At 42.6% G+C, this 25,396-nt stretch carries 31 protein-coding genes and 1 pseudogene; 25 read left to right on the top strand and 7 right to left on the bottom strand.

Features of this window, described 5'->3' with window-relative positions; genetic code table 11:
- Positions 1-141 precede the first annotated feature (141 nt).
- Positions 142-744 carry an ATP-binding cassette domain-containing protein gene (locus tag AC2JF7_RS08415; RefSeq protein ID WP_500728278.1) on the top strand — a complete coding sequence of 201 codons (603 nt, stop codon included), beginning with the start codon at positions 142-144 and terminating at the stop codon, positions 742-744.
- 51 nt (positions 745-795) lie between these two features.
- Here AC2JF7_RS08415 and AC2JF7_RS08420 read toward each other — a convergent pair whose 3' ends face one another.
- Positions 796-1,626 (bottom strand): DUF2785 domain-containing protein, encoded by an 831-nt coding sequence (locus AC2JF7_RS08420; RefSeq protein WP_500728249.1) that lies wholly within the window; start codon positions 1,624-1,626, stop codon positions 796-798.
- Positions 1,627-1,692: 66 nt separating this feature from the next.
- Here AC2JF7_RS08420 and AC2JF7_RS08425 point away from each other — a divergent pair.
- From AC2JF7_RS08425 to AC2JF7_RS08445, 5 genes and pseudogenes are all read left to right on the top strand, one after another.
- Positions 1,693-1,893 (top strand): annotated as a pseudogene (locus tag AC2JF7_RS08425) (IS30 family transposase); the annotation flags it as partial.
- 87 nt (positions 1,894-1,980) lie between these two features.
- Entirely contained in the window at positions 1,981-2,307 is a 327-nt protein-coding gene (locus AC2JF7_RS08430) for a hypothetical protein (protein WP_500728250.1), read from the top strand.
- Between the two features lie 250 nt (positions 2,308-2,557).
- Positions 2,558-3,103 (top strand): ABC-2 family transporter protein, encoded by a 546-nt coding sequence (locus AC2JF7_RS08435; protein WP_500728279.1) that lies wholly within the window; start codon positions 2,558-2,560, stop codon positions 3,101-3,103.
- Between the two features lie 2 nt (positions 3,104-3,105).
- Entirely contained in the window at positions 3,106-3,363 is a 258-nt protein-coding gene (locus AC2JF7_RS08440; protein ID WP_500728251.1) for an ABC-2 family transporter protein, read from the top strand.
- A complete protein-coding gene (locus AC2JF7_RS08445; RefSeq protein ID WP_500728252.1) occupies positions 3,356-3,883 on the top strand; it encodes an ABC-2 family transporter protein in 528 nt (175 codons plus the stop codon). The genes AC2JF7_RS08440 and AC2JF7_RS08445 overlap by 8 nt, the downstream gene beginning before the upstream one ends.
- Positions 3,884-3,936: 53 nt before the next feature.
- On the opposite strand, the gene AC2JF7_RS08450 is transcribed toward AC2JF7_RS08445, so the two are convergent.
- Entirely contained in the window at positions 3,937-5,289 is a 1,353-nt protein-coding gene (locus AC2JF7_RS08450) for a MurT ligase domain-containing protein (RefSeq protein WP_500728253.1), read from the bottom strand.
- Positions 5,290-5,432: 143 nt separating this feature from the next.
- On the opposite strand from AC2JF7_RS08450, the gene AC2JF7_RS08455 reads away from it, so the two are divergent.
- The 18 genes from AC2JF7_RS08455 (at position 5,433) to AC2JF7_RS08540 (ending at position 19,409) form a co-directional block, all read left to right on the top strand.
- Positions 5,433-6,032: a thymidine kinase gene (locus AC2JF7_RS08455; RefSeq protein WP_500728254.1), complete on the top strand. Its 600-nt coding sequence runs from the start codon at positions 5,433-5,435 to the stop codon at positions 6,030-6,032.
- A 17-nt stretch (positions 6,033-6,049) separates the two neighbouring features.
- Positions 6,050-7,138: a peptide chain release factor 1 gene (gene prfA, locus AC2JF7_RS08460; RefSeq protein WP_500728255.1), complete on the top strand. Its 1,089-nt coding sequence runs from the start codon at positions 6,050-6,052 to the stop codon at positions 7,136-7,138.
- Positions 7,131-7,979, top strand: a complete 849-nt coding sequence (gene prmC / locus AC2JF7_RS08465; protein ID WP_500728256.1) for a peptide chain release factor N(5)-glutamine methyltransferase — start codon at positions 7,131-7,133, stop codon at positions 7,977-7,979. Before prfA ends, prmC begins: the two co-directional genes overlap by 8 nt.
- Positions 7,979-8,983 carry an L-threonylcarbamoyladenylate synthase gene (locus tag AC2JF7_RS08470; RefSeq protein ID WP_500728257.1) on the top strand — a complete coding sequence of 335 codons (1,005 nt, stop codon included), beginning with the start codon at positions 7,979-7,981 and terminating at the stop codon, positions 8,981-8,983. Before prmC ends, AC2JF7_RS08470 begins: the two co-directional genes overlap by 1 nt.
- 81 nt (positions 8,984-9,064) lie before the next feature.
- Positions 9,065-9,694, top strand: a complete 630-nt coding sequence (gene upp, locus AC2JF7_RS08475) for a uracil phosphoribosyltransferase (protein WP_500728258.1) — start codon at positions 9,065-9,067, stop codon at positions 9,692-9,694.
- A 105-nt stretch (positions 9,695-9,799) separates the two neighbouring features.
- The gene (gene atpB, locus AC2JF7_RS08480; protein WP_500728259.1) at positions 9,800-10,513 is read left to right on the top strand and encodes a F0F1 ATP synthase subunit A; all 714 of its coding nucleotides are present in this window, start codon (positions 9,800-9,802) and stop codon (positions 10,511-10,513) included.
- 18 nt (positions 10,514-10,531) lie between these two features.
- Positions 10,532-10,759 (top strand): F0F1 ATP synthase subunit C, encoded by a 228-nt coding sequence (gene atpE / locus AC2JF7_RS08485; RefSeq protein ID WP_500728260.1) that lies wholly within the window; start codon positions 10,532-10,534, stop codon positions 10,757-10,759.
- A gap of 40 nt (positions 10,760-10,799) precedes the next feature.
- The gene (gene atpF / locus AC2JF7_RS08490) at positions 10,800-11,312 is read left to right on the top strand and encodes a F0F1 ATP synthase subunit B (RefSeq protein WP_500728261.1); all 513 of its coding nucleotides are present in this window, start codon (positions 10,800-10,802) and stop codon (positions 11,310-11,312) included.
- Positions 11,312-11,860 (top strand): ATP synthase F1 subunit delta, encoded by a 549-nt coding sequence (gene atpH, locus AC2JF7_RS08495; protein WP_500728262.1) that lies wholly within the window; start codon positions 11,312-11,314, stop codon positions 11,858-11,860. The genes atpF and atpH overlap by 1 nt, the downstream gene beginning before the upstream one ends.
- Positions 11,861-11,874: 14 nt before the next feature.
- Positions 11,875-13,386, top strand: a complete 1,512-nt coding sequence (gene atpA / locus AC2JF7_RS08500; RefSeq protein WP_500728263.1) for a F0F1 ATP synthase subunit alpha — start codon at positions 11,875-11,877, stop codon at positions 13,384-13,386.
- Between the two features lie 10 nt (positions 13,387-13,396).
- A complete protein-coding gene (locus AC2JF7_RS08505; RefSeq protein ID WP_500728264.1) occupies positions 13,397-14,359 on the top strand; it encodes a F0F1 ATP synthase subunit gamma in 963 nt (320 codons plus the stop codon).
- A 23-nt stretch (positions 14,360-14,382) separates the two neighbouring features.
- A complete protein-coding gene (atpD, locus tag AC2JF7_RS08510; protein WP_500728265.1) occupies positions 14,383-15,828 on the top strand; it encodes a F0F1 ATP synthase subunit beta in 1,446 nt (481 codons plus the stop codon).
- 11 nt (positions 15,829-15,839) lie between these two features.
- Entirely contained in the window at positions 15,840-16,277 is a 438-nt protein-coding gene (locus tag AC2JF7_RS08515) for a F0F1 ATP synthase subunit epsilon (RefSeq protein WP_500728266.1), read from the top strand.
- A gap of 72 nt (positions 16,278-16,349) precedes the next feature.
- Entirely contained in the window at positions 16,350-16,580 is a 231-nt protein-coding gene (locus tag AC2JF7_RS08520) for a DUF1146 family protein (RefSeq protein ID WP_500728267.1), read from the top strand.
- A gap of 83 nt (positions 16,581-16,663) precedes the next feature.
- Entirely contained in the window at positions 16,664-17,653 is a 990-nt protein-coding gene (locus AC2JF7_RS08525) for a rod shape-determining protein (RefSeq protein WP_500728268.1), read from the top strand.
- 17 nt (positions 17,654-17,670) lie between these two features.
- Positions 17,671-17,964 carry a membrane protein insertion efficiency factor YidD gene (yidD, locus tag AC2JF7_RS08530; RefSeq protein WP_500728269.1) on the top strand — a complete coding sequence of 98 codons (294 nt, stop codon included), beginning with the start codon at positions 17,671-17,673 and terminating at the stop codon, positions 17,962-17,964.
- 8 nt (positions 17,965-17,972) lie between these two features.
- Positions 17,973-18,200, top strand: a complete 228-nt coding sequence (locus tag AC2JF7_RS08535; RefSeq protein ID WP_500728270.1) for a DUF2969 domain-containing protein — start codon at positions 17,973-17,975, stop codon at positions 18,198-18,200.
- A 15-nt stretch (positions 18,201-18,215) separates the two neighbouring features.
- On the top strand, positions 18,216-19,409 hold the full coding sequence (locus AC2JF7_RS08540) for an FtsW/RodA/SpoVE family cell cycle protein (protein ID WP_500728271.1): 1,194 nt from the start codon (positions 18,216-18,218) through the stop codon (positions 19,407-19,409).
- Between the two features lie 58 nt (positions 19,410-19,467).
- Here AC2JF7_RS08540 and AC2JF7_RS08545 read toward each other — a convergent pair whose 3' ends face one another.
- The 5 genes from AC2JF7_RS08545 to rpsD all read right to left on the bottom strand — a co-directional run bounded on the left by AC2JF7_RS08545 (position 19,468) and on the right by rpsD (position 23,034).
- Complete coding sequence (locus tag AC2JF7_RS08545; RefSeq protein WP_500728272.1) at positions 19,468-19,923, bottom strand: universal stress protein; 456 nt, start codon at positions 19,921-19,923, stop codon at positions 19,468-19,470.
- A 43-nt stretch (positions 19,924-19,966) separates the two neighbouring features.
- Positions 19,967-20,248 carry a hypothetical protein gene (locus tag AC2JF7_RS08550; RefSeq protein ID WP_500728273.1) on the bottom strand — a complete coding sequence of 94 codons (282 nt, stop codon included), beginning with the start codon at positions 20,246-20,248 and terminating at the stop codon, positions 19,967-19,969.
- A gap of 323 nt (positions 20,249-20,571) precedes the next feature.
- Entirely contained in the window at positions 20,572-21,894 is a 1,323-nt protein-coding gene (locus AC2JF7_RS08555) for a replication-associated recombination protein A (RefSeq protein ID WP_500728274.1), read from the bottom strand.
- Positions 21,891-22,358 carry a YueI family protein gene (locus AC2JF7_RS08560; RefSeq protein ID WP_500728275.1) on the bottom strand — a complete coding sequence of 156 codons (468 nt, stop codon included), beginning with the start codon at positions 22,356-22,358 and terminating at the stop codon, positions 21,891-21,893. Before AC2JF7_RS08560 ends, AC2JF7_RS08555 begins: the two co-directional genes overlap by 4 nt.
- Before the next feature lie 64 nt (positions 22,359-22,422).
- Positions 22,423-23,034: a 30S ribosomal protein S4 gene (rpsD, locus tag AC2JF7_RS08565; RefSeq protein WP_500728276.1), complete on the bottom strand. Its 612-nt coding sequence runs from the start codon at positions 23,032-23,034 to the stop codon at positions 22,423-22,425.
- 363 nt (positions 23,035-23,397) lie between these two features.
- Here rpsD and ezrA point away from each other — a divergent pair, with 363 nt between their 5' ends.
- Positions 23,398-25,113, top strand: a complete 1,716-nt coding sequence (ezrA, locus tag AC2JF7_RS08570; RefSeq protein ID WP_500728277.1) for a septation ring formation regulator EzrA — start codon at positions 23,398-23,400, stop codon at positions 25,111-25,113.
- The last annotated feature ends 283 nt before the right edge of the window (positions 25,114-25,396 follow it).

The raw sequence follows: 25,396 nt of genomic DNA on the forward strand, positions 1-25,396 counted from the left end.
GAATGGTGCAATAACCTGCCCCGCAAGATCTTAGCCTACCACACACCCGATGAATTATATGAAAGAAGATTAGATTGCATCTATCAGATCAAGTAGGGTGTTCAACTTAAAATTGCAATTTTCGAAACGATTTTTACAGATATTAATTGCAATCTTGCATCCGGTAAGAGCTATGCCATTGTGGGCAAGAGTGGCGCAGGTAAAACCACCTTGCTCAAAGTCTTAAGCGGCTTAGAAAAAATGACCTCTAGCACAGTGAGCATTGATAATTTAAGCGTTAAGTCCAAGAATCGGCGGAAGTTGTACCGGGAATATTGCGGTTTTCTTTTTCAGAACTATGCTTTAATTGACACGGAGACGGTTCGGCAGAACCTGCGCCTGGGTTTAGCCAATCAGAAGCTGGCAAGGCCCACAAGAGAAAGCAAAATGCAAAAAGCCTTGAGTCAAGTGGGGCTTGATTACTTGCCCTTGCAGCAAAAGGTCTACACCTTGAGTGGTGGCGAGCAGCAAAGGATAGCACTGGCCCGGATGATGTTAAAGAACCCCAAGGTAATCTTTGCCGATGAACCGACGGGTTCGCTTGACGCGGAAAATGGGCAGATTGTTCTAAGGACGCTGTTAAGCAGCTTTGACCCGACCGCCACGATTGTGATTGCCACCCATGATCAGGCGGTTTGGCAGCACTGCAACTATGTTATTAAACTGGCTGATAAAAACATCGAAATTACACCTAATTTGAGATAACCGGTTATACTACAAAATTAGCGAATGTCATGCGGTATAAGTAAAGTTAACTTACTTTTTGCAAACGTCATAGCCCATTTTTTCGTAGTACTTGTAGATTTTGTCTGCTAACAAATCCTGAATATCTTTTTGCCTTGAAAAGAAAAAGTACCAGTTCTGCAGCAGGCGCAGCCAGCTGGACAGGCGGTACCAGTCCGATTGCTTCTGCCAGTCTAGCTGCTGGTAGAGTTCATCATCGAAGCGGCAGATGAGGTGCTTAAAGTCGGCCCCAGCGACATTGCCGACGCTGACGCCCTGGTAGAAGGCATAGGCGAGGCGCTGCTCCTCATCGTCGACGAAGGGCGCCTGCATGTTGTGGAAAATCGTTTCAATCGGTGCATAGAGTCTTGCGCTATCACTGATTGCAAAATCATTGTGACCGAGTGCTGCGCCCAGTAAATCGCTGCCGTGCGCCACGGCGTGGGCCCAGCCCTTGCCGGGAACAAAGCCGCGGTAGTCTTTTTCGCGGACCAGGTAGGCAATGCTCCAGTCAAACAGGATCTGCCGCTTTTTATCCGTTAGAATGCCCTGCTCGTTGTCTTTCTCTAACAGCAGGCTGCCAAGCAGCGCGCTGAAGGTGCGCAAGAAGACCAGGTCATTTTCGGGCTCATCGATGCCACTGAACAGGTTTTCCTCATTAATAAACGTCGCAATGATTGTTTCTACCTGCTTCTTGGTGAAGGCATCCCCGGCAAAGCCGCGGGCAAAGAGGCTGTAAATGAGGTCATCGCGCAGGTGGGGATCGAGGCTGCCTACGTTTTGCAGCATGAAGGCGACCTGTGCATCCGTGAAGCGGAAATCTGGGGTGTCTGATTGTAAAAGTTCTTCTAGGGATGTCTGCATTGGGTGGCTCCTTTGTCAAAATCAAAAATGTGTGGTTAAGAAATGATAGCCCGGACGACGGATGGCTGTCAAGGGTTTTTAACAGTGCGGCACAACCGGTTAATCCGGCGCTTCATTCCTAAAGGCAAATACATCAAGGATTATGACTTAATGCAAATCTACGGCATTGAGGAATGGTGCAATAACCTGTCGCGCAAAATCTTAGCCTACCACACCCCCGATGAATTATATGAGAGAAGATTAGATTGCATCTATCAAAGCAAGTAGGGTGTTCAACTTAAAATTGCAATTTTCGGTTTTTTAATAAAGTTAAATAAGGAATCCCAGTTAACGATATTTTTAACCTCACACGATATGGAGGATATTGCTACTATCTGTAATCGACTAATAATAGTTGACAGGGGTAAATTAATTTGGGACGGCGAAACCAAAGAATTGCTAGAAAAATTTCAGAAAAACAAATATATTACATTTATTAAAAGTGCAAACTTTCAAGTTGAAAAATTAGATGCTGTAATTGTTAGTCAAGACAAGGACAAAATCACTATTAAAGTTCCATCCACACAAGTTGATCAAAAATTAGGTGAATTGACCAGATTTAAGCAAGGTACGAATTACAGCATTGAAACTTTAAAATTAGATGATATTATTTTTGAATTATTTTCAAAAGGAGGTCACTAATGCTGCAAGCCTATTGGGCAATTATGAAAACTGCAATGAAATCAATTATTAATAATAAAAGTAGTGTGGTGATCATGCTATTACAGTCACTTGTGCCAATTATTGTGATGGGTTATTTATGGTATAGTATCCTTTCACCGGGTCAAACAATTGGCGGATTGTCCAGAAACCAAATGATTACCTATTATTGTGGTGTCAATTTTATTAATTTTTTGTATGGTATGCAATTGATTGGGACCTTAATAGTGATATTCATTCAGGTAAATTATCTAATATTTTACACCGTCCGCTTTCAATTCAAACTTATTATTTTTGCCGTATGCTGGGTGATCGACTCGCTAATCTACTCTTATTGGCACCGTTACTTGTAATTGGTATGTTCTACTTGTTCACACATGACACTATTGATATTACTGTCATAGTTATTTTGAAATTTGTGCTTAATGTGGCTTTAACAGCAATTTTATGGTTTCTTTTTTCCTACATCATAGGTAGTTTGGCGTATTGGTTTGAAAACTTGTTTTTTGTTTTGCTAGTTAAGGAAGTCGTAGTTTCACTACTTGCTGGCTATTATTTTCCATTATCAATTTTGCCTAATTTCTGGAGAAAATTATTTGAATGGTTGCCATTTCAATATTTTGGCTCTTTCCCAGTTACTTCTTTAATTAATGGAACATCTACATCCTTTTGGCTTAAAAATGTTGTGCTTGAATTGATTTGGATAGGAATTTTCTATTTATTGATGATGGTAGTTAATAAAAAAGGGTTGAGTCAGTATTCGGATGTACGAGGGTGATCATGAAACGAAATTTATTAATGATCAAATCGTTAGTCAAAATCTCTTTTTTGAAAACAATATCATATCGTTTGGACATCTTGTTTGGCTTGCTATCATCAATCATCTGGCTAGGAGTTCCAATTATCTTTTTTAAAGTACTTTATTTAAAGGTTGACCAAATTGCGGGGTGGTCATTCAAAGAAACACTATTGCTGGTGGGCGTTTACACCCTAATTGATGGTATTCATGATGGCTGTTTTAGTAAGTTCGATGCCTAGTTTAGAACAAGACATTCGGGAAGGAACGCTCGACTGCATATTACTTAAACCGATTAGTCCCCAATTGTATTACTTTTTTCATTCGATTGATTTTACTCAATTTTTAAATGCTGTTTTGGGGCTAATTGTAATTCTTTATGCCACTCGAAATTATCATTTTACTTTACTACAAGCTTTTCTTTTCATTATATCTTGCTTGGCAGGCAGTATACTTTACTATTCACTATGGTTTTTATGGACTATTTCAACTTTTTGGTTTCCAACTAATTTTGGCCGCTCTGATTTATTTCTAAGCATGGTCCAAATTGGCCGCTATCCCTCTAGTGTTTTTCAAGGTGCAGGCAGCATTCTGTTTAACTTTATATTGCCGTTTGGAATGATTGCAACGCCAGCTAGTATAGTTTTGCTCCAAAAAAACACCACAATTCTAGTAATACAGCTTTTAGTAGCCTTTACCTTTATCATACTGGTGATTTTCTGGAAGATGGGAATTAGGAAGTATGATGGAGCTGGTAGATAATCAATAAGCAAAAACGCACAAGTTATTAAATAACTTATGCGTTTTAGTTTGGGCTACATTCCTGCTTGAATAAGCTTCTTTTCGGCCATCGCCTTGCGTAAAGCAAGCAGGGCGGTATAAGTCGACAAGATATAGACCATACTGGTAGGCAGTTCAGCCACCTGGTTGATTACTTCGTCATAATCACTGCAGGTGGTCATTTGGCCAGGTTCAAAGCCAGCCACTTCTAGTCTGAACCCCATGTCATGCCAACGTTCACCACCAACCAAAATTTTCTTTATTTGGTCATGGTTCAAATCTTCAAACTGGCCGTCCCAAATCCAGGAAGTATCGATGCCGTCGGCATGGTTGGCATTGAGCAAAGTAACCAGGGAATAGTCATCTTTTTCTGTGGTAAGCAGGTGCAGAACCTCGTCTAATCCAACCGGATTTTTAACCAGGATTAAGTCAATTTCTTTACCAGCATAGCTAATCAATTCCTGCCTGCCAAATACGCGCTTGTTTCTGGTAAAAGAACGGGCGATTTCATCGTCAGAGAGGTTAAAGTGCCGCGCCACTGAATAAGCAGCTAATGCGTTATAAATATTGTATGTGCCGCCAATGTCAACGGTGTATTTTCGTTTACCCATTTGAAACTGCAGGCGGTTAGGCGATTGTTCGCTAATCTGGTTGACAGCATAGGTTAAGTTCGGGCGCTGGTAGCCACAATTAGGGCAGAAGAAGTCACCCAAGTTTGCATAGATACGGTCGTGGTAGTGGAGGATATGGTTGCAGCGCGGGCAGAGAACTCCATCGGTATTGACAGGCGCCTTAATGTCTTGTCCTGTCTGGTCGCTAGGCAACTTAAAGCCAAAGAAAATCTTGGGGTTAGGCAATTCGACTGAAGAAAAGATGCTGGCGTCGCCATTAGCGATGATGGTCGCCCTAGGAGCCAACTTGATGCCGTCGACAATCTTTTCATAAGTAGTGTAGATCTCGCCATAGCGGTCCATCTGGTCGCGGAAGATGTTGGTGAGGACAAAGCAACTGGGGCGAAGCAGTTTAGTCACCATTTTGACGTTGGCTTCATCAACTTCCAAGACAGCAATTTTACGACTGGTCTTGCGCTGTTTATGAGCCAAAAAGGCAGTGACGATTCCTTGCTGCATGTTGGAGCCTGACGGGTTAGTGAGGACATCGCCATATTTTTCGCGCAACGCTTCAACAATCAAGGCTGTGGTCATGGTCTTACCATTGGTTCCAGTCACAATGACGGTTTCATAACCACCAGCTAAAGAAGTTAAGATTTCTGGATCCAGTTTCATCGCCAATTTGCCTGGAAAGCTAGTGCCACCCTTGAGGACATTATGAAGAAAATAATAGCTTGCTTTTCCGGCCCAGGTAGCCATTTTAGATTTTAGATTCATTTTAATCCCTCGCTTTAAAATCATTAACAACTATAGCATAGCGACCAAATGAAAACGAGTTTTTGGCGACAATTACTGCACAGATTTTGATTTTCATCTATACTAGATAGGTTAAGTAAATTTAATTAAATAAAGGAGCAAGAATGGCACAGTTATTCTTTCATTATGGTGCAATGAACAGCGGTAAAACCATTGAAATTTTAAAAGTGGCGCATAATTATGAAGCCCAAGGCCGCAAGTTTGCTCTGTTGACCAGCAGCCTGGACAATCGCAGTGGCGTAGGTACTGTAGCCTCCCGCATTGGTCTTAAGCGCAAGGCTGTACCGATCGAGCAAGACATGGATATTTATGCTTACATTAAAGAGCTTAGCGTCCATGACCAAGAAGAGGGCAAGGGTCCTATTGCGTGTGTTTTAATTGATGAGTCCCAATTTTTAGAGCGCCATCATGTAATTGAATGCGCCAAGATTGTGGATCAGTTAAAAATTCCAGTAATGGCTTTTGGTCTTAAGAACGACTTTCAAAACAACTTGTTCGAGGGTAGCAAGAACTTGCTGATTTTTGCTGATAAAATTTATGAGATTAAAACGATCTGCCATTATTGTGGACGCAAGGCTACAATGAATTTACGGGTTCACAATGGCAAACCAGTATACGAGGGTGAGCAAGTTCAAATCGGGGGCGACGAAAGTTACTACCCGGTCTGTCGTTTTCACTATTTTCACCCAAACCAAGCAAGATAGAAGGGAATTAGTACAATATGGATAAAATTATGGCACAGCTTGAGGGTCTAGTAGCTCATTACGATGAACTGCAAGAAATGATGGCCGACCCTGAAGTTATCAATGACACCAAGCGCTACATGGAGATTTCCAAGGAAGAGTCAGACCTGCGTGACGTTGTGCAAAAATACAAAAAATTTAAGGCTGATAAGAAGGAAATTGCCGATAACAAGGAAATGATTGCTAGTGAAAGCGACTCTGACCTGGTTGAGATGGCAAAGGATGAAAACAGCCAGTTAGAACAAGAAATTCTTGACTTGGAAGATGAAATCAAAATCCTGATGCTGCCTAAGGACCCAAATGACGATAAGGATATTATCATGGAAATTCGCGGTGCAGCAGGCGGAGATGAAGCCTCACTATTTGCTGGCGACTTGCTCAGAATGTATGAAAAATACGCTGAACGGCAGAATTGGCAGGTTTCGGTAGTTGACAGTGAACCAACTGAAGTGGGCGGATATAAGCGGATTGCAATCATGATTACGGGCAATAAGGTTTATTCTAAGCTCAAGTACGAAAATGGGGCCCACCGCGTGCAGCGGGTACCAGTGACCGAATCTCAAGGCCGCGTGCACACGTCGACGGCAACCGTTGCTGTGATGCCAGAATATGAACAAGTTGACCTTGAACTTGACCCTAAAGACATCCGAGTAGATGTCTATCGTTCTAGTGGTGCCGGTGGACAGCACATCAACAAGACTTCTAGTGCGGTCCGCATGACTCATCTGCCAACAGGCATTGTTGTTGCTATGCAAGACCAACGTAGCCAGCAGCAGAACCGAGAAAAGGCAATGCAGATTTTGACCTCACGCGTATATGATTATTACGAAAGTGAAAACCGTGACCAGTATGATGCTAAACGTAAAAGTGCTGTAGGTACTGGGGACCGGTCTGAACGCATCAGGACCTATAACTATCCGCAAAACAGGGTAACTGACCACCGAATTGGCCTAACGCTCAACAAGCTGGACCGGATTATGAACGGCGAGCTAGACGAAGTTATTGATGCACTAATCTTATACTTCCAGACTAAGCAATTAGAGGAGCTGGCTGGGCAAAATGACTAAGATTACCACTTTAAAGGATTTGCAGTCCTGGGCAATAGAAACAGCCCCCAAGGCTCGTCCAGATGACGTTGAATTTCTTTTGGCTGAACGTTTGCAGCTCAATCCCAGTCAATTTCAATTAAAGCAGGACATGCAACTTGATCCAGTAGCAGTCAAGCAAGCACAAAAAGATGTGGGAAAACTCGCTAAGGGCATCTCCCCGCAGTATATTTTGGGCTATGCTTGGTTCTTGGGCTATAAAATCATGGTGCAGCGCGGTGTTCTTATTCCCCGCTTTGAAACTGAGGAATTGGTTGAGTGGGCTTTAGGTCACCTTAAGACTGGAGACCGGGTGCTAGACCTGGGTACTGGTTCTGGCTGTATCACAGTGGCTTTAGCCCAAGAAGCAGCCAAGCGCGGTCTTACTAACCTTGACTGGTATGCATCTGATGTAACTGATGCAGCCTTGAGAACAAGCGAAGAGAACTTTTTGACCTACAAGGTTGACGTAACCGTACGTAAAGCCAATATTCTCATTGGGCTAGAAAAATTTGACAAAATCGTATCTAATCCGCCCTATATTAAGGAAACAGAAAGAGATCTGATGGATCAAAACGTTTTGCAAAATGAACCTGAAGAAGCCTTGTTTGGTGGCCAAGATGGTCTTGCCTTCTATGACAAGTTCGTCAAGCAAGTTCGAGACCACCTTAATCCAGGCGGCGAATTCTTCCTGGAATACGGCTTTAGCGAAAAAGAACAACTACAAGACTTATTTGCCAAGCAACTACCAGACTTTACGGTTGAATTCAAAAATGACATGGCGGATAAGCCCCGCATGGTAATGGGAAAGTGGAACAAGTAATGGAAACAAAAATCTTTACGCGTGCACAAATTGATGAAGCAGTCAAACTGCTTGCTGCGGGCCAGTTAGTTGCCTTTCCAACAGAAACAGTCTATGGCCTTGGAGCACTTGCGACCAATGAAAAAGCAGTCAAGGGTGTCTACGCAGCTAAGGGTCGTCCCAGTGACAACCCCCTGATTGTTACTGTTGCAGATGAAAAGATGATGGAGCGCTATGCCCGTGCTGTTCCTGAACGCGCACTTAAATTAATCAAACGCTTCTGGCCCGGTCCCCTGACTATCTTGCTAGATGCTAAGCCAGGCGCTTTGCCTCAGGCAGTAACAGGTGGCTTGGACACCGTTGCTTTTCGCTGCCCTAACGATGAATTGACGCATGAACTAATTGCCAGGCTGGGCTACCCAATCGTTGGGCCTTCTGCCAATACCTCAACTAAGCCCAGTCCAACAACAGCCCAGCATGTCTTTCATGACCTTAAAGGCAAGATTGCTGGCATTGTTGATGGTGGAGCAGCCCAGGTGGGTCTGGAATCCACAATTATTGATCTGTCAGTTGAAAGACCTGTGGTCTTGCGGCCAGGAGCAATTACGCCGCAAGAGCTTAGTGCAGCTTTAGGTGAAAAAGTTTTAATCAACAATGGCACCGTTGCTGATCAAGATGTGCCCAAGGCGCCAGGAATGAAGTACCGCCATTATGCGCCAAGTGCACCAGTAGTGGTAGTTGACGATGTGCAGGATTTTGCCAAAATCAGCTTTGATCAAACAACTGGCGTAATGGCTTTAGCAACTGAACTGAATGAAATCAAGTTGCCGGCAGAAAACAAGTTCAGCCTGGGTAAAAATTTGACTGATGCCGACCACAACCTGTTTGCAGGGTTGCGCTACTTTGATGATAAGCAAGGGATCAAGCAAATTTTTGTCCAGGGTTTCAGCGGCAGTGAAGGTACGTTGGCCTACATGAACCGACTTAACAAGGCGGCTGCAGGCCATCATTTTGCACCAAAATAAAAATACTTTAGCAAAGGACTTTAAACCCTTTGCTTTTTTGACTAGAATAGCACTAAGTGCATTTGTATTAGGAGGAAGATAATGGGCAAATTTACAGTATTGGACCATCCGTTGATTCAACACAAGCTAACAATTATTAGACGCAAGGAGACAAGTTCCAACGAATTTCGCCGGATTGTCGGTGAAATTGGTGGTCTCATGACTTATGAGATTACCAGAGATTTGCCACTGCAAGACGTCGAAATCGAAACGCCAATTGGCAAGACGACTCAAAAGGAAATAGCAGGCAAGAAAATGACGATTGTGCCAATCTTGCGTGCGGGCATTGGAATGCTCAACGGCGTAATGGAAATGATTCCTTCGGCCAAGGTTGGAGTGATCGGGATGTACCGCGACGAAGAAACGCTGCAGCCGCACGAGTACTTTTGCAAGATGCCAAAGGATGTGGCTGAGCGTACCTGCTTGATTGTTGACCCAATGCTTGCTACTGGTGGTTCAGCCAACATGACAATCAGCGCCCTGAAAAAGCGCGGCGTCAAGAATATCAAACTGGCAGTTTTAGTGGCTGCGCCTGAAGGCGTTAAGGCAGTTCAAAAAGAAAATCCTGACGTTGATATTTATACTGCAGCTGAGGATGAGAAGTTGCTAGACAACGGCTACATTTTCCCAGGTCTTGGTGATGCGGGCGATCGCTTATTTGGTACGAAATAAGTAATTTATTGCAGAATTCGCTTACAATCTTACACAAAATTATTGAATGGTGTTAATATTGTATGAGTGTTCGAAATTGGGCACAAGAAGGGAGGTCACGAAGTATTGGAGAAATCATTTGTTTTTAAATTTTGGGGTTTAAATTTTGATCTTGCTGGGATCATTGGCTCAACTTTAATGGCAGCTGTGGTTTTGCTTGTCTGTATTTGGCTATCACGCACAGTTGAATTGAAACCGAACAAAAAGCAGAATGTGATAGAGTACCTGCTCGACTTTACTGACGATATTGTTAAAGACAATGTCGCCGATGTCGACGCACGAAAGCACCTTTCACTATACGCATTTGTTCTCTTTCTGTTTATCTGGTTCATGAACCAACTGGGTCTATTTTTAGAAGTTAAGGCCGGCGACTTTATGTTCATCAAGTCGCCAACGGCTGATCCGGTAACGACGATGTCGTTTGCAATGATGACCTTACTTCTGTCATTCACGTTTGGAATGCAAAAATTTGGTACCAGTGGGTACTGGCGTAATTACGCAGAACCAGTTAGTTTCTTATTCCCCATCAACCTGATTGAGGAAATAACTAACTTTTTGACTCTGTCTTTGCGTTTATATGGCAATATTTATGCAGGTGAAGTTTTGTTGACATTGATTGGGAATAGCTTTGCACCTAGCTTTGGCATTCCGACACTAATCATAGCGGCGCCACTTGCCATGGTTTGGCAAGGTTTCTCTGTCTTCATTGGCTCTATCCAGGCATATGTTTTCGTAACTTTATCAATGGTTTACATTGGTAAAAAGGTTACAAAAGAATAATTTTTTGGAGGTTTAAATATGACACAGGCTTTTAAATATCTTGCAGCCGCAATCGTAGCTGGTATTGCTGCACTTGCTGCTTCATGGGGAAATGGTAAAGTTATCACTAAAACAGTTGAGAGCATGGCTCGTCAACCTGAAAGCGCTGGCAACTTAAGATCAACCATGTTTATTGGTGTTGGTTTGATCGAAGCTGTACCGATTTTGGCAATTGTCGTTGCTTTCCTGATTCTCTTCTTAAAATAATTTGCTAAGAAGTATTGTTAAAAAGAGAGAAGGGCAGTAAATGACATTTCAAACTTTATTTGCAGCCTCGTCCAATCATATATATCTTGGAAATACCCTCTGGTATTTGATTGTTTTTGCAATTTTGCTTCTCTTGATTAAACATTATGCTTGGGGACCAGTCTCCGACATGATGGAAAAAAGACGGCAAAAAGTAATTAATGACCTGGATTCGGCTGCGGATAACCGTAAAAAGGCCGAAGTTTTGGCTAATGAACGCGAAGCGGCTTTAAAGAATTCAAGACAAGAGGCAGTGCAAATTCTCTCTAGTGCCAAGGCTAACGCACAACAGACTAGTGACCAGATAGTAGCGCAAGCCAATTCTAGCGCAGCCGCAATTCATGAAAAGGCTAAAACTGATGCTGCTCAGGCTAAGAAAGATGCTTTAAACGAAGCTCGTGCCGAAGTGGCTGATATTTCGGTAACAATTGCGGAAAAGGTAATTGCGCGGAACTTATCTACTGAGGACCAAAAGGATTTGGTTGATCAGTTTATTAAGGGGCTGAGTAAATAATGGCCTTAAGTAGAGAAGAAATTGCTGCACGTTATGGTACTGCGCTATTTGATTATGCGCATGACATGAAAGCTTTAGATGCTGTTCACGCAGATCTGGGGGAGTTAGACAAGGCTCTTGCTAATTACCCGCAAATCTTAAAAGTTTTTAGCGATCCTATTCTTAATAGTATTGAGAAGAAAAAGTCATTGTCTGCAATTGAACAGGGGATGACCAAGGAGGTTCAAGCTTTTTTGAACCTGCTGCTGGAATATAACCACTTTTTGGACTTACCCGCTATTATCGCTCACTTTGACAGTTTGTATAATAAGAGTAAGAAGATTATGGCAGGTACTGCAGTTAGTTCAATTAAGCTTGATGATGCTCAATTGACTAAATTAGGTAACAGTTATGCCCAAAAACGTGGCTTGAATGCTGTTTACTTGGAGAATGTAGTTGATAAAAGCATTATTGGCGGTGTGATTTTACAAGTCGGAGATTACGTGATTGATGGCTCTGTAAAAAATAAGCTAAAAAAGATTCGTGCGCAGTTAATTAATAAAGATTAAAAGAGGTGAAACCATTGAGCATAAAAGCAGAAGAGATAAGCTCTTTGATCAAGCAGCAGCTTGAACACTATGATGACAAACTCGACATTAAAGAAGTCGGAGTTGTAACTTACATAGGTGATGGTATCGCCCGGGCTCACGGATTGAACAATGTTCTAGCTAACGAACTGTTGGAATTTGACAATGGGTCTTATGGTATTGCTCAAAACCTTGAATCTAATGATGTTGGTATCATAATTCTAGGTAACTTTGATGATATTCGTGAAGGTGACCAAGTTAAACGGACCGGGCAGATTATGCGTGTACCGGTTGGAGATGAGTTGATTGGTCGGGTTGTCAACCCTTTGGGCCAGCCAGTTGATGGCTTAGGTGATATTAAGACTGATAAGACTCGTCCGATTGAAGATACAGCACCGGGCGTTATGGAAAGGCAGTCGGTTAATCAGCCGCTGCAAACAGGTATTAAAGCAATTGATGCTTTGGTGCCAATCGGTCGTGGTCAACGTGAGTTGATTATTGGTGACCGTAAAACTGGAAAAACTAGTCTGGCAATTGATACTATTTTGAATCAAAAGGGTCAGGATGTAATTTGCATTTATGTCTTTATTGGACAAAAGGAATCAACGGTTAGAACACAGGTAGAAACATTGAAGCGGTTTGGTGCAATGGACTATACAATTGTGGTTGAAGCAGGCCCCAGTGAGCCAGCACCGATGTTATATATTGCACCGTATTCTGGAACTGCAATGGGTGAAGAGTTCATGTACCAAGGCAAGGATGTTTTAGTGGTCTTTGATGACTTATCTAAGCAAGCCGTGGCTTACCGTGAACTTTCCTTGCTTCTTCGTCGTCCGCCTGGTCGTGAAGCCTACCCTGGTGATGTCTTTTACTTGCACTCACGCTTGTTAGAGCGTAGTGCAAAGTTAAGTGATAACCTTGGTGGCGGTTCGATGACGGCGATACCGTTTATTCAAACTGAAGCTGGTGATATCTCAGCTTATATCCCAACCAACGTAATTTCGATTACTGACGGGCAGATCTTCTTGCAAAGTGACTTATTCTTTGCGGGAACACGTCCAGCGATTGACGCTGGTAACTCTGTTTCTCGTGTTGGTGGTAGTGCTCAGATTAAGGCTATGAAGAAGGTTGCCGGTACACTGCGTACTGACTTAGCCGCCTTCCATGAATTAGAAAGTTTTGCTCAGTTTGGCAGTGATTTGGATCAAGCGACCCAGTCCAAGCTAAACCGAGGCCGCAGGGTTGTTGAAGTATTGAAGCAACCGCTCCATGACCCAATCCCGGTGGAAAAACAAGTTCTTATTTTATATGCCCTAACTCAAGGCTATCTGGACTCAGTTCCAGTTGAGGATATCGCACGCTTTGAAAAAGAATTGTACGATAATTTCGATAATGCTCACGCCGATCTTTTGGAACATATTCAAAAGACGGGCGAGTTGCCTGATGAAAAAGAATTACAAGCTGCAATCTCCCAATTCGCAGATAACTTTTCACCAAGTAATAATTAGGAGGTAGTTTATGCCTGCATCATTACTTGAGTTGAAGAAAAAAATTGCTTCAGTGAAGCAAACTGGTAAAATCACGGAAGCTATGCGAATGGTTTCTGCTTCAAAGTTGAACCAAACGGAAAAACGGGATAAGGGCTACACGGTTTATAATGAACACGTGCGTCAGACCTTATCGCGGATAATGAGTGCTGAAGTTGTCAACCACTTGCATAAAGAAAATGTTCAGGTTGACGAGGAAAGCATTGGCAAGCTGGATTATGAAAACGTCTTTGGCTTGGGCATTGTTTCCGATATGGTGCAAGTACGCAAAGAAATCAAGTCAACGGGCTACCTGGTCATTACGGGTGACCGAGGCTTGGTGGGGTCATACAACAGCGCTGTCATCAAAAATATGATGGGCTTGGTTGAGGATTCCAAAGCACAGCACAAGGATATTAAAATCCTAGCTGTTGGCTCAGTTGGCGCCGACTTTTTCAAAAAAAATCAGTTAAACGTTGTTTATGAAAATGATGCGATTACTGATGTACCCACCTTTGATGAGGTTTTACCAATTGTCTCAACTGCAATCAAAATGTACTTGAACGGCGTTTATGATGAGTTGTACGTATGTTACACGCACCACGTCAACTCTCTTTCATCTGCATTTCGGGTTGAGAAGATGCTGCCAATCGTCGATATTGATATCGGCCTTAAGGAAGCTGAAGCACATAAAGATTTAGAATTTGATATTGAGCCTGATGTTAATGCTGTTTTAACCACGCTTGTACCCCAATATGCCCGTTCGGCTATTTATGGTGCAATCTTGGATGCAAAGACTGCTGAGCATGCCAGTTCAATGACAGCAATGCAGAGTGCTACAGATAACGTTAACGATCTGGTTTCAAATTTAACTACTAAGTTAAACCGTGCAAGACAAGCAGAAATCACTACTGAAATCACTGAAATAGTCAGTGGTGCAAATGCTTTGAAATAATTAGAGAAAAGGAGGTAGATGTTTTGAGTGAAGGTGAAGTTGTTCAAGTAATCGGCCCAGTTGTCGATGTTAAATTTCCACTTGATAAAAACCTACCTGATATTAATAATGCTCTGCGCGTGGTTAAGGACGAGGATAAAGATGAGACGGTTGTCCTTGAAGTCACGCTTGAGCTTGGTGACGGTGTCCTGCGAACAATCGCCATGGAATCTACCAACGGCCTCCGGCGCGGAATGAAAGTCGAAGATACCGGCGGCCCAATTTCTGTGCCTGTTGGTAATGATACCTTAGGACGTGTTTTTAACGTTTTAGGTGAAACGATTGACAACGGCCCTAAGTTTGACCAAGACCACGCCCGTGAAGGTATCCATAAGGAAGCTCCCAAGTATGATGAGTTGACTACTAGTCAAGAAATCCTGGAAACGGGAATTAAAGTCATTGACTTGCTTGAGCCGTACGTTCGTGGTGGTAAAGTTGGTCTGTTCGGTGGTGCCGGTGTTGGTAAGACAACGATTATTCAAGAGTTGATTCACAATATCGCCCAAGAACACGGTGGTATTTCCGTCTTTACTGGTGTTGGTGAAAGAACACGTGAAGGTAACGACCTTTACTTTGAAATGAAGGCATCTGGCGTCTTGAGCAAGACAGCCATGGTCTTTGGTCAAATGAATGAGCCGCCTGGTGCTAGAATGCGGGTGGCCCTAACCGGATTAACTTTGGCTGAGTATTTCCGTGATGTTGCAGGACAAGATGTTTTGCTCTTCATTGACAATATTTTCCGATTTACTCAAGCCGGTTCTGAAGTTTCGGCCTTGCTGGGACGCATGCCGAGTGCCGTAGGTTATCAGCCAACTCTGGCTACTGAAATGGGTCAATTGCAAGAGAGAATTACTTCTACTAAGAAGGGTTCAATTACTTCAATTCAAGCCGTTTACGTGCCTGCCGATGACTATACTGACCCTGCTCCCGCAACGACTTTCGCTCACCTAGATGCTACGACCAACTTGGAGCGTAGTCTAGTTGAGCAAGGTATCTATCCAGCAGTTGACCCGCTTCAGTCTACTTCTAGTGCCCTGGACCCTGATGTGGTCGGTGATGAACACTATGAAGTAGCTACTCAGGTACAGCATATTTTGCAGCGCTACCATGAACTGCAAGACATCATTTCTGTTTTGGGTATGGATGAGCTGTCTGATGAAGAAAAGGTTATTGTTAGCCGTGCTCGTAAGATTCAGTTCTTCTTATCACAAAACTTCTTTGTTGCTGAACAATTTACTGGTGTTCCCGGTTCTTATGTCCCAATCAAGGAAACAATCAAAGGCTTTAAGATGATTCTGGATGGACATCTTGATGACTTGCCAGAAGATGCTTTTCGGAGTGTCGGTCCAATCGAAGACGTTTTGAAAAAAGCGCAAAAGATGGGCGTAACTGCTAGTGATCCAGAAGCTAAAGCATTATTAGAAAAGTAGGGTGATGTCAAATGGCAGATCCAGAAAAACTTTTTACAGTAAATGTTGTAACTCCTGATGGACTGGTTTTTTCCCACCATGCCAGCTTGGTTGAGATGCGGGCAATTGACGGTCAACGATCAGTCATGTACAACCACTTGCCCATCTTGACTCCGCTTGCAATTGGTGAAGTTAGAGTAAAGCGCGGCCGTGAAGCAAATAATGTGGTCGACCACATCGCGGTTAGTGGTGGTTACTTTGAGTTTTCTGATAATGTTGCCACTGTTATTGCTGATAGTGCGGAACGATCAAGCAAGATAGATGTTTCTCGTGCTGAAGCAGCTAGAGAACGCGCACAAAAAGCCATGGAAGCGGCAAAAGCTTCACATGACGAGCGTTCTCTGGAAAGAGCTCAAGTTGCATTGCGACGGGCGGTTAACAGAATTAGTGTTTACAATTCAAGTAACTAGTATTAAAGTTTAAACGGATACACTAAAGTGTGTGTCCGTTTTTATTTAACTAAAGAAAAGTGAGAAGATAAAATGTTTCAACTCGGTGTCCATGCCTTAATCAGTATTGTGATTTACCTGATTACAATCGGCTTATCCTTTCAAATAATGAAAAGCGTTCAGACCGAAAAAATTATCCATAAGGGTAGGGTGTTTGAAGCCCAGTTATTGCTGATTTTTGCAGCAATTGCCCTAGGCTTTTTGGTCGGCAACTTCTTTATTACCTTAATAGATACTTCATTGCAACTAAGCAATTTCTTTTAAATCTTGGTAAAGTGGTCGAAGTAGAGCGCAAACTTGTTTGGCTTTATGGTAAAATATACAATGAATATTTATGGAGGATTATCGTGGCACGAGATATAGGAATTGATCTAGGAACAGCAAATGTGCTCATCAACGTCTCTGGTAAGGGAATTGTGTTGAATGAGCCCTCTGTTGTTGCTGTAAACACCAGTACAAACAAAGTAGTAGCAGTTGGGACTGAAGCATACCGAATGGTTGGACGGACTCCTGGCAATATCCGGGTGATTCGGCCACTTAAAAATGGCGTCATTGCTGACTTTGATATTACTGAGGCAATGCTGTCGTACTTTATTGAAAAGCTGAACGTTAAAGGCTTCATGTCCAAACCCAATATTTTGATTTGTGCACCAACTGGCGTAACCTCAATTGAGCAAAAAGCAATCATTCAGGCTGCTGAAAAATCAGGTGGGGGAAAGGTTTATCTTGACTTTGAACCAAAGGTTGCGGCAGTTGGTGCAGGTCTTGACATCTTTAAACCACAAGGCAATATCGTAATTGACATTGGTGGTGGTACCACTGATATTGCGGTCTTGTCGATGGGCGAAATTGTGACTAGTCAGTCATTGCGCTTTGCCGGTGACCATATGAACCAAGCGGTTGTAGCTTATATTAAGAACAAGCATAACCTGTTAATTGGATCTCGTACTGCCGAACAGATTAAGATTGAAATTGGCAGTGCATTTGAACCGGATGATTCACAGACAATTACAGTTCGTGGCCGTGACATGGTTGATGGACTGCCTAAGCAGGTAACAGTTTCGGCACCTGAGATTCAAGAGGCGCTTCATGATGGCCTGATGACCATCATTGCTTCGACTAAAGAAGTTTTAGAAAAGACCCCACCTGAATTGTCTGCTGATATCATTGATCGAGGAATTATGCTCACTGGTGGGGGTGCCTTGTTAAAGAATATTGACAAGTTGATTTCTTACTACTTGAAAGTGCCAGTTTTAACCGCTGACCAGCCACTTGAAGCTGTTGCGCTTGGTACGGGCATCTTGCTCAATAATATTGAAAAGAACCAGCTTCACTAAATAATTAGGAGATTGCTTTGCGTAAATTTTTGATCTTTTTAGTTAGAATTTATCAGCGGTTCATTTCCCCGGCGTTACCCAAGAGCTGCCGGTATTATCCGACCTGCTCAGCTTACATGATTGATGCCCTAACCAAATTTGGATTGGTCAAGGGTTTAATTATGGGAATATGCCGAATTCTGCGCTGCAACCCTTTTGTGCGCGGTGGGGTAGACCCGGTGTCTGATAAATTTACTATTTTTCGTAATCCTCATCCAGAAAAATACGAGGACGAAATCATTGCTAAGAAGTTTCATCCGTATGCGAAGTAGGAGATATTATGTCAAAAAAACCAGTAAATATTAACGTTGAAATTAATGAAGTAAAGGGCAAAGAAAACCCAGCTTGGGAAGTTATTATCCCTAACAAGAAGCCAATTGGTTCAATTGAAAAAGTTTCAGGTCGCTACCGCGCAACCACATTTAAGACTGGCAGCGTACTATATGCCAAGAGTCTTGAAAGCAGTATTAATGACCTGCTTTCGTACTTTGCCCTTCATGAGAAGTAATGGCAGTGATGATTAATGGTAAAAGTAGAAAATAAGACTAGCTTATTTGACCGGATTGCTTGGAATATAGTTGTTCCTATACTGCTGCTAGCCGCAGTTGGTCTTTATTCAATTTATTTTGCAGCAGTAGATGACCCCAGCCATATGGGGAGTCCAATGAAGGCTGTGATGATGCAAGGCTTATGGTATGTAATTTCAGTGGTAATTGTGATTTTCGTAATCCAATTTGATGCTGACCAGTTGCTGCGCATTGCCCCGTATGCTTATGCAGTTGGCATCGTATTATTAATTGCAGTTTTGTTCTTCTATAATCGCGCGCTTGCTGGAGATGCTGGAGGCAAAAGTTGGTTCAAGCTAGGTCCGATTTCTTTTCAACCATCCGAAGTGATGAAGCCTGCCTTTATCTTGATGCTAGCCCGTGTTGTTCATAATCATAATCAAAGAATGGTCCACACGATTAAGAATGACTGGCTCTTGATTGGGAAAGTTGTTGCTTGGCTTTTGCCCATTGCTATCCTGTTAAAACTACAGAATGACTTTGGAACGATGCTGGTCTTCATTGCAATTGTGGGCGGAGTTATTCTTGTTTCAGGCGTTTCCTGGAAGATTATCACGCCAATGTTTATCGCTTTGTTCATCCTGGGAGCAGCCGTCATCTATATGGTTACCACTCCTGGGGGACAGTCGTTGTTGAGTCAGTTTTTCCAGCCTTACCAGTTCAAACGGATTATGTCTTGGCTAAATCCAGCCACTGACACGTCAAAGGCTGCCTACCAGCTATGGTTGAGCATGCAGGCAATTGGCTCTGGCCAAATTTTCGGCAATGGCTTCGGTAACTTGAGCGTCTATGTTCCGGTGCGTGGTTCTGACATGGTCTATTCTGTTATCGGTGAATCCTTTGGCTTTGTGGGCAGCGTGGCAATTATCTTGCTCTACTTGTACCTCATCGTGCAGATGGTGCGGATAACTTTTGATACACGCAACGCATTTTATTCATACGTGTCAACCGGTGTCATCATGATGATCTTGTTCCATGTTTTTGAAAACATTGGAATGAGTATTGACTTGCTGCCATTGACAGGAATACCGTTACCCTTTATCTCGCAAGGAGGATCCGCCTTGATCGGCAACATGATCGGGGTTGGAATGATCCTGTCCATGAAATATCACAATAAGGATTATATGTTTAGTCAATCCGGTGACTTTTAACGATGAAAAATACCAAAAAAGCATTTCATTGCGAAATGCTTTTTTGCTTGCTTAAAAATTATATTTTTATTTCCTGTTCTGACCGACATACAAGCACATCACAATCTGCAGTTCGCGTAACATACTCGGTTACACTGCCAATCAGAATACGCTCAACCGCATTGAGGCCAGTAGCACCAACAATTATCAAGTCAATCTGATGCTTTTGCGGGAAATCATGGGCAATAATGGTTTTTGGTGATCCAAACTCAATAGAAAAATGAACATCTGCCACGCCTGCCTGTTTGGCAATATCATAATACTTCTGACACTTCTTCTTTGCGTCGTTTGATACTTGTTCCACCATTTCAGAGTCAAAACTTGAAACATTTTGAAACGAACGGGTATCAATCACGTGTAATATTTCTAATGCTGCCTGGTTGCGTTTAGCTGCAGCTATGGCTTTTTTAAATGCCAGCTCAGCCTCCTTTGAACCATCAACAGCTACTTGAATCCGGTGGTATTGTTTCTTCATTTGTAAAACCTCTCTCACCCTCATTTTACCAAATTTGGCTAAATTATTCAGTCTTTTGATTAATTAAGAGGCTAAAAATTAATATAGTCAGAGAACTAATGACCAGCGTAATCAAATTAAGGTATTTGTTGCTTTGGAAAAGCAGAACCAGTCCCAGTAGACTTTCCAAGGTAAGAATTATCGCTGTCCAACCCATGACTGAACTAAAGTTCGAATTGGTCTTGCTGTTGAAGATGAGAAAGTGGCTGTTGCGGTTATGCCAAAGGTAGTAGGCAGTAGCAAGCAGAATGATCAAATAAACTAGGATAATGATTTTGAGAATCATAAAAAGCTCCACATAAAAAACGGTCATAAGACCGTTTCCCTAAAATTTCTAAAGAAATCCGAGTTGACCAAACATAGCAAAACGGTGCTTGTTGAACCCGCAGTGTTCAAAAAAATGAGAAGTAGCGCAACGAATGTGGATCCTATACAGAATAGCTCCGATAGTATTCCGATTCTATTGTTATTTACTGTCTCGCACGTTATATGTTTGACCGGTCAACTTTATCCAATTTGGCTAATTAGTCAACTCAGATCACCTATTATACTAGTCAATATCAAGCACTTTGTCAACTTTTAAATAGATAGTATACAAGGTAAGTATGTTCAACTTTTTTTGTCAGTCTTCTTTTTCAGTCCTTCTTTTTGCATATCGTGCAAGGTTTGATATTGCTTGAGCAAGGCTTTTTCAATCTTGGAATTGCCCTTAGGACTAAAGTACTGGCTGCCAAGCAGCTTGTCTGGCAGATATTGCTGGGCAATCCAATCTCCAGGATAGGAATGGGGGTACGTGTAACTTGTTCCGTGACCCAACTTCTTGGCCCCTGAATAATGCGCATCCTTGAGACTTGCAGGGATGGTTCCAGTGTCTTTAGTGCGCACGTCACTTAAGGCTTGGTCAATTGCGCTAATTGCACTGTTGCTCTTAGGCGAAAGCGCAAGCTCAATCACAGCATTAGCCAAGGGGATGCGGGCTTCAGGGAAGCCTAAACTTTGAGCTGCCTGAATTGCAATAATTGCATGTTGGGCTGCTGCTGGATTGGCCAGACCAATGTCCTCATATGCAATTACGCTCAGGCGCCGGCAAATGGAAACCAGATCTCCAGACTCAATCAAGCGGGCCAAGTAGTGAAGGGCAGCATCGGTGTCAGAACCACGGATCGACTTTTGAAAGGCCGAAATGAGGTCATAGTGACCATCGCCATTTGCATCAAAGCTTTGGGTGCGCATCTGAATTGAATCAGCCATTTCTTCTTGGTCAATCGTAAAGCCAATGCTGGCATCTTGTCCTTGGGCTTCTAATTCTTGCTTAGTCGAGCGCACAGCCAATTCCAATCCATTTAAGGTAGCGCGCAAGTCTCCGTTGCCCTTTTGAATGAGCAGTTCTTGTGCAGCAGCAGTAACCTTGACCTTGTATGTACCCAAGCCATTTTGCTCGTCGCTAAGAGCGTGGTCGATGGCCTTTTTAACGTCTGCAGCATCTAATGGTTTTAGTTCAAAAATCTGACAGCGCGAACGAATAGCAGGAGAGATTGAGATATAAGGATTTTCGGTGGTTGCACCAATGAGAATAATTTGGCCACTTTCAAGTAGAGGCAGTAGAAAGTCCTGCTTGGTCTTGTCCAAGCGGTGGATCTCATCAAGCAGCAGGATGACTGTTCCGCTCATTTTGCCTTCAATTGCAACTTGCTCCAGTTGCTTCTTGCTATCAGTGGCAGCGTTGAGCTTGCGAAAGGCATACTTGGTTGAGCCCGCAATTGCACTGGCAATACTTGTCTTGCCAATGCCAGGTGGGCCATAGAGAATCATTGATGATAAAAGTTTGGCTTCGACCATTCGGCGGATTATTTTGCCTGGTCCAATTAAGTGCTGCTGACCTACTACTTCGTCTAAATTGTGTGGCCGCATCCGGTAGGCGAGTGGTTTCATCTTTCGTCTCCGTGAAAGAGACGGTGCCAAAAGCCTGACTTTTTGGGTGCGTGACTCAATTCTGCTTTGGGCATTTCTGGAGGATATACTTGGCCGATTTCAATGCGCATTTTATTGATAGCTGTTTGTGCAACCACCAAAATAGCCGTATCTTCTGGCTTCGTCCTAGCGGTTTCATTATTGACTAAAGTAAAAGAAATGTTGTACTTACCGCAACTAGCTTCAACCTGGTTTAAGAACTTGTCGGCCAAGTTGCCGTTAACCAAGATTGAATAGCCGACGTAATCGGGAAAGTGAAGTAAGAATAGGCTTGTTAACTCTGGGTCTTCTGTTTCAGCATTGGTCATCCGGAGAAAAACACGTTCGCGCAAGGATCCCAAAAATCGTCTGCGTTCATCAGGCCGTGTTTGTGGAGTAATACCCTGGGCAGCATTGGCGACCCTGGTATTTAAATCATCAGACATAAGTTTTCCTTTCGAGTAGCAAAAACCCCTCTCCAAGTAGGAAAGGGGTTTTGTATATAAAAAATTAAAGGAGCTTGTTGTAGTATTCAACAACGAGGGCTTCGTTAATTTCTGGTTCCAGTTCATCACGTTCTGGAAGACGGATAAGCGAGCCTTCCAACTTGTTATCATCAAATGAAACAAATGAAGGACGAGCCACAACTGCTTCAAGTGCATCTTTGACTTGTTGCAAGTTCTTCGACTTTTCTCTAAGGCCAATTGTCTGGCCAACTTTAACCGCGTATGAAGGAATGTCAACCCGCTTGCCATCAACAGTAATGTGACCGTGGTTAACCAGCTGTCTAGCTTGTTCTCTAGTAGTAGCTAAACCTAAGCGGTAAACAATGCTGTCTAAGCGGCATTCAAGCAAAACCATGAAGTTAGTACCGTGTTCGCCTTCACGGATCTTACCCGCGCGCATGAACAAAGTTCTAAATTGACGTTCATTCAAACCGTACATCCAACGCAGCTTTTGCTTTTCGTGCAATTGCTCGCCATATTCTGACAAACGACCGCGTGAATTGGGGCCGTGTTGACCCGGGGCGTAGTTGCGGCGGCTAAGTTCCTTGCCAGTACCAGAAAGTGAGATACCTAATCTTCTTGACCGCTTCCAACTTGGACCTGTATATCTTGACATAAAATCCTCCAATAAAATCTGCTAACAGTTTTTGGAGTAAAATATTACACATAAGCTCAACATTCGTGCATCTTAATTTTCATTTTCGCCTGTTGCAGCGTCGGTTACTCGTTCACTAAAACGTATTAAGATGTTGACGTTCTTGTCGCTTATAGCTGCAAATATTTTACACGTCCTCCATTATAGCGGTCTATAGCAGTTAAAGCAAGAATATTTGCTGATTTGACGCAGGAAAAACAGCATGTTAATTACTTTTTCTTTTTGAATACCTTTTGCGGCAGATAGACACGTTATTTATTTATAAACTGGTACCCACAGTGCAATAGAAATTTGGTATAATTGGGTTAGTTTTGGAGGAAAATCATGTCACCAACGCAGACCATAGTTGTTATAATTGCAATTTTAATCATTATTTTGGCAGTAGCATTTATGCTTATCGTTAATCGGGCGCAATTGCGGGAAATTATTGAGCTAGACGACCTAATTAACAAGATTGACAAAATGAACCTAGAAGCAGACATTGTCAACCTAGATAAGATGGATTTGGCAGGTGAGAGTTTAACCACATTGACCACCTGGCGCAAGAGCTACCAGCAAGCGATTAACGAAAAAATCCCAAAAGCCCAGGATCTTTTGGGTCAAGGGGCAGAGCAAAATGCCCACTACCACTTGCTAAAGGCCCGCAAGAACATCAAGCAGGCCCAAGAAATTATGCGTCCAACCTATGATGATGCCAAGAACACCAAGGAAGTTTTCACCGAGCTGCTTGAGTCCAACCGTGAAAACCAAATGCAATATGATGATTTGAACAAGCAATACCAAGACTTGCGCAAGGTGGTCTTGGCAGATTCATTTGAATATGGTGCAGCTCTTGACCAGATTGAGAATGAACTCAGTTCAGTGGAGAATGAATTTTCTGAAGCCAAAAGCTTAACAGCACAAGGTGACCAAGTTGAAGCTAAGCGGGTCCTGTCCACGATTAAGGTGGCACTGGCTGGAATTAGTGCAATCTTGCCTCAAATTAGGGAAGCCCGTCATGAACTCGACACGGTCTTTCAAGAACAGCTGACAGAATTGTCCGATTCATATAAGAAGATGATGTCTTCCAAGTATTACATCAGTCAAGTTGATGTGCTTGCTGAGATCAAAAAAATTCGTGGTCAAGTTGCTGATGCTGCTAACTTGCTGGCAGACTTAAAAACCACTGAGTTAGACAAGCGAATTAGTAAGATCAAAGAAGAAATTGCTAATTTATATGATGTTTTGACCAAGGAATACAAGGCGCGGCCCTTTGTTGAAGAAAACCAAGACAAGGTCCAACGCTTATTGGCTCATGCACTGGTTGAATCTCAAAACTTAGTCAAGAAGCTGCGCCACATTGATGAGAGCTATGAATTGACTCATGGGGAGCTGGCCCAAAGTCGGCAATTCGAACAAGAAGTCAATGATATGAACCGACAATATACGGTTGATACGCAAAATGTGGCTGATGGCAAAGGCGTTTATTCTGAAATCAAGTCGTCTTGGTTAAGCATACTTGAGCGTTTGCGTGAAATAAGCACGCAGCAAAAGACAATGTCCCAAGATGTTGATGGTCTCTTTGATTCAGAAAACGTTGCTAATGACTCAATCAACCGGTTCAAGCAGGAGGTATCGCTAGTTTACCGCCGTTTAGAACGGAAAAAGCTGCCAGGCAACCCAGACACATTTGTCCAGATGTATACACTTGTAGTCAATGAAATTGGACATGTTGCTAAGGAATTAAGTCAAGTTAGGATCAACATGGAAAAAATTTCTAACGAATTGATTCAGATTTCTGATGACGTTGAACGGCTGAAGCGTGAAGCGGATGACATTATCAACTCCGCCAACTTGGTTGAGTTAACCCTGCAGTATTCTAACAAGTATTCAGACAGTACAGTAATCAGAACTGCCCAGCAGAAGACAATGGAACTGTACAGTCAAAAGTTTGACTACAAGGAAGCATTGGATACAATTGCTACCGCAATTGAAAAGGTGGAGCCGGGATCATACCAACGCCTTGAAAATGCATACTATTCAGACAAAAATAATAATTAATAGCTGAACTAACAAGAAAACAGTTTTAGAAGTAACTTCTAAAACTGTTTTTTGTTCGTGAAGGAATATCAATTGAAGGCAACCCGTATTTAAGTTACAATTTATAAGTTGAACGATACCCTGTAGACAGGGCCTTTTGAGGGGAGCAAGTATTTGTGATTTATTTTGACAATAGTGCAAGTATTGCCTGTAAAGCTTGATGTAAAGGCAAACTTTGATTTGGATAAATCTGAAAAGGGACACAAAAAGGACAAACTAAAACCAGTTCATAATTTGAGTTTGT

The organism is Lactobacillus sp. XV31L (assembly GCF_059900865.1).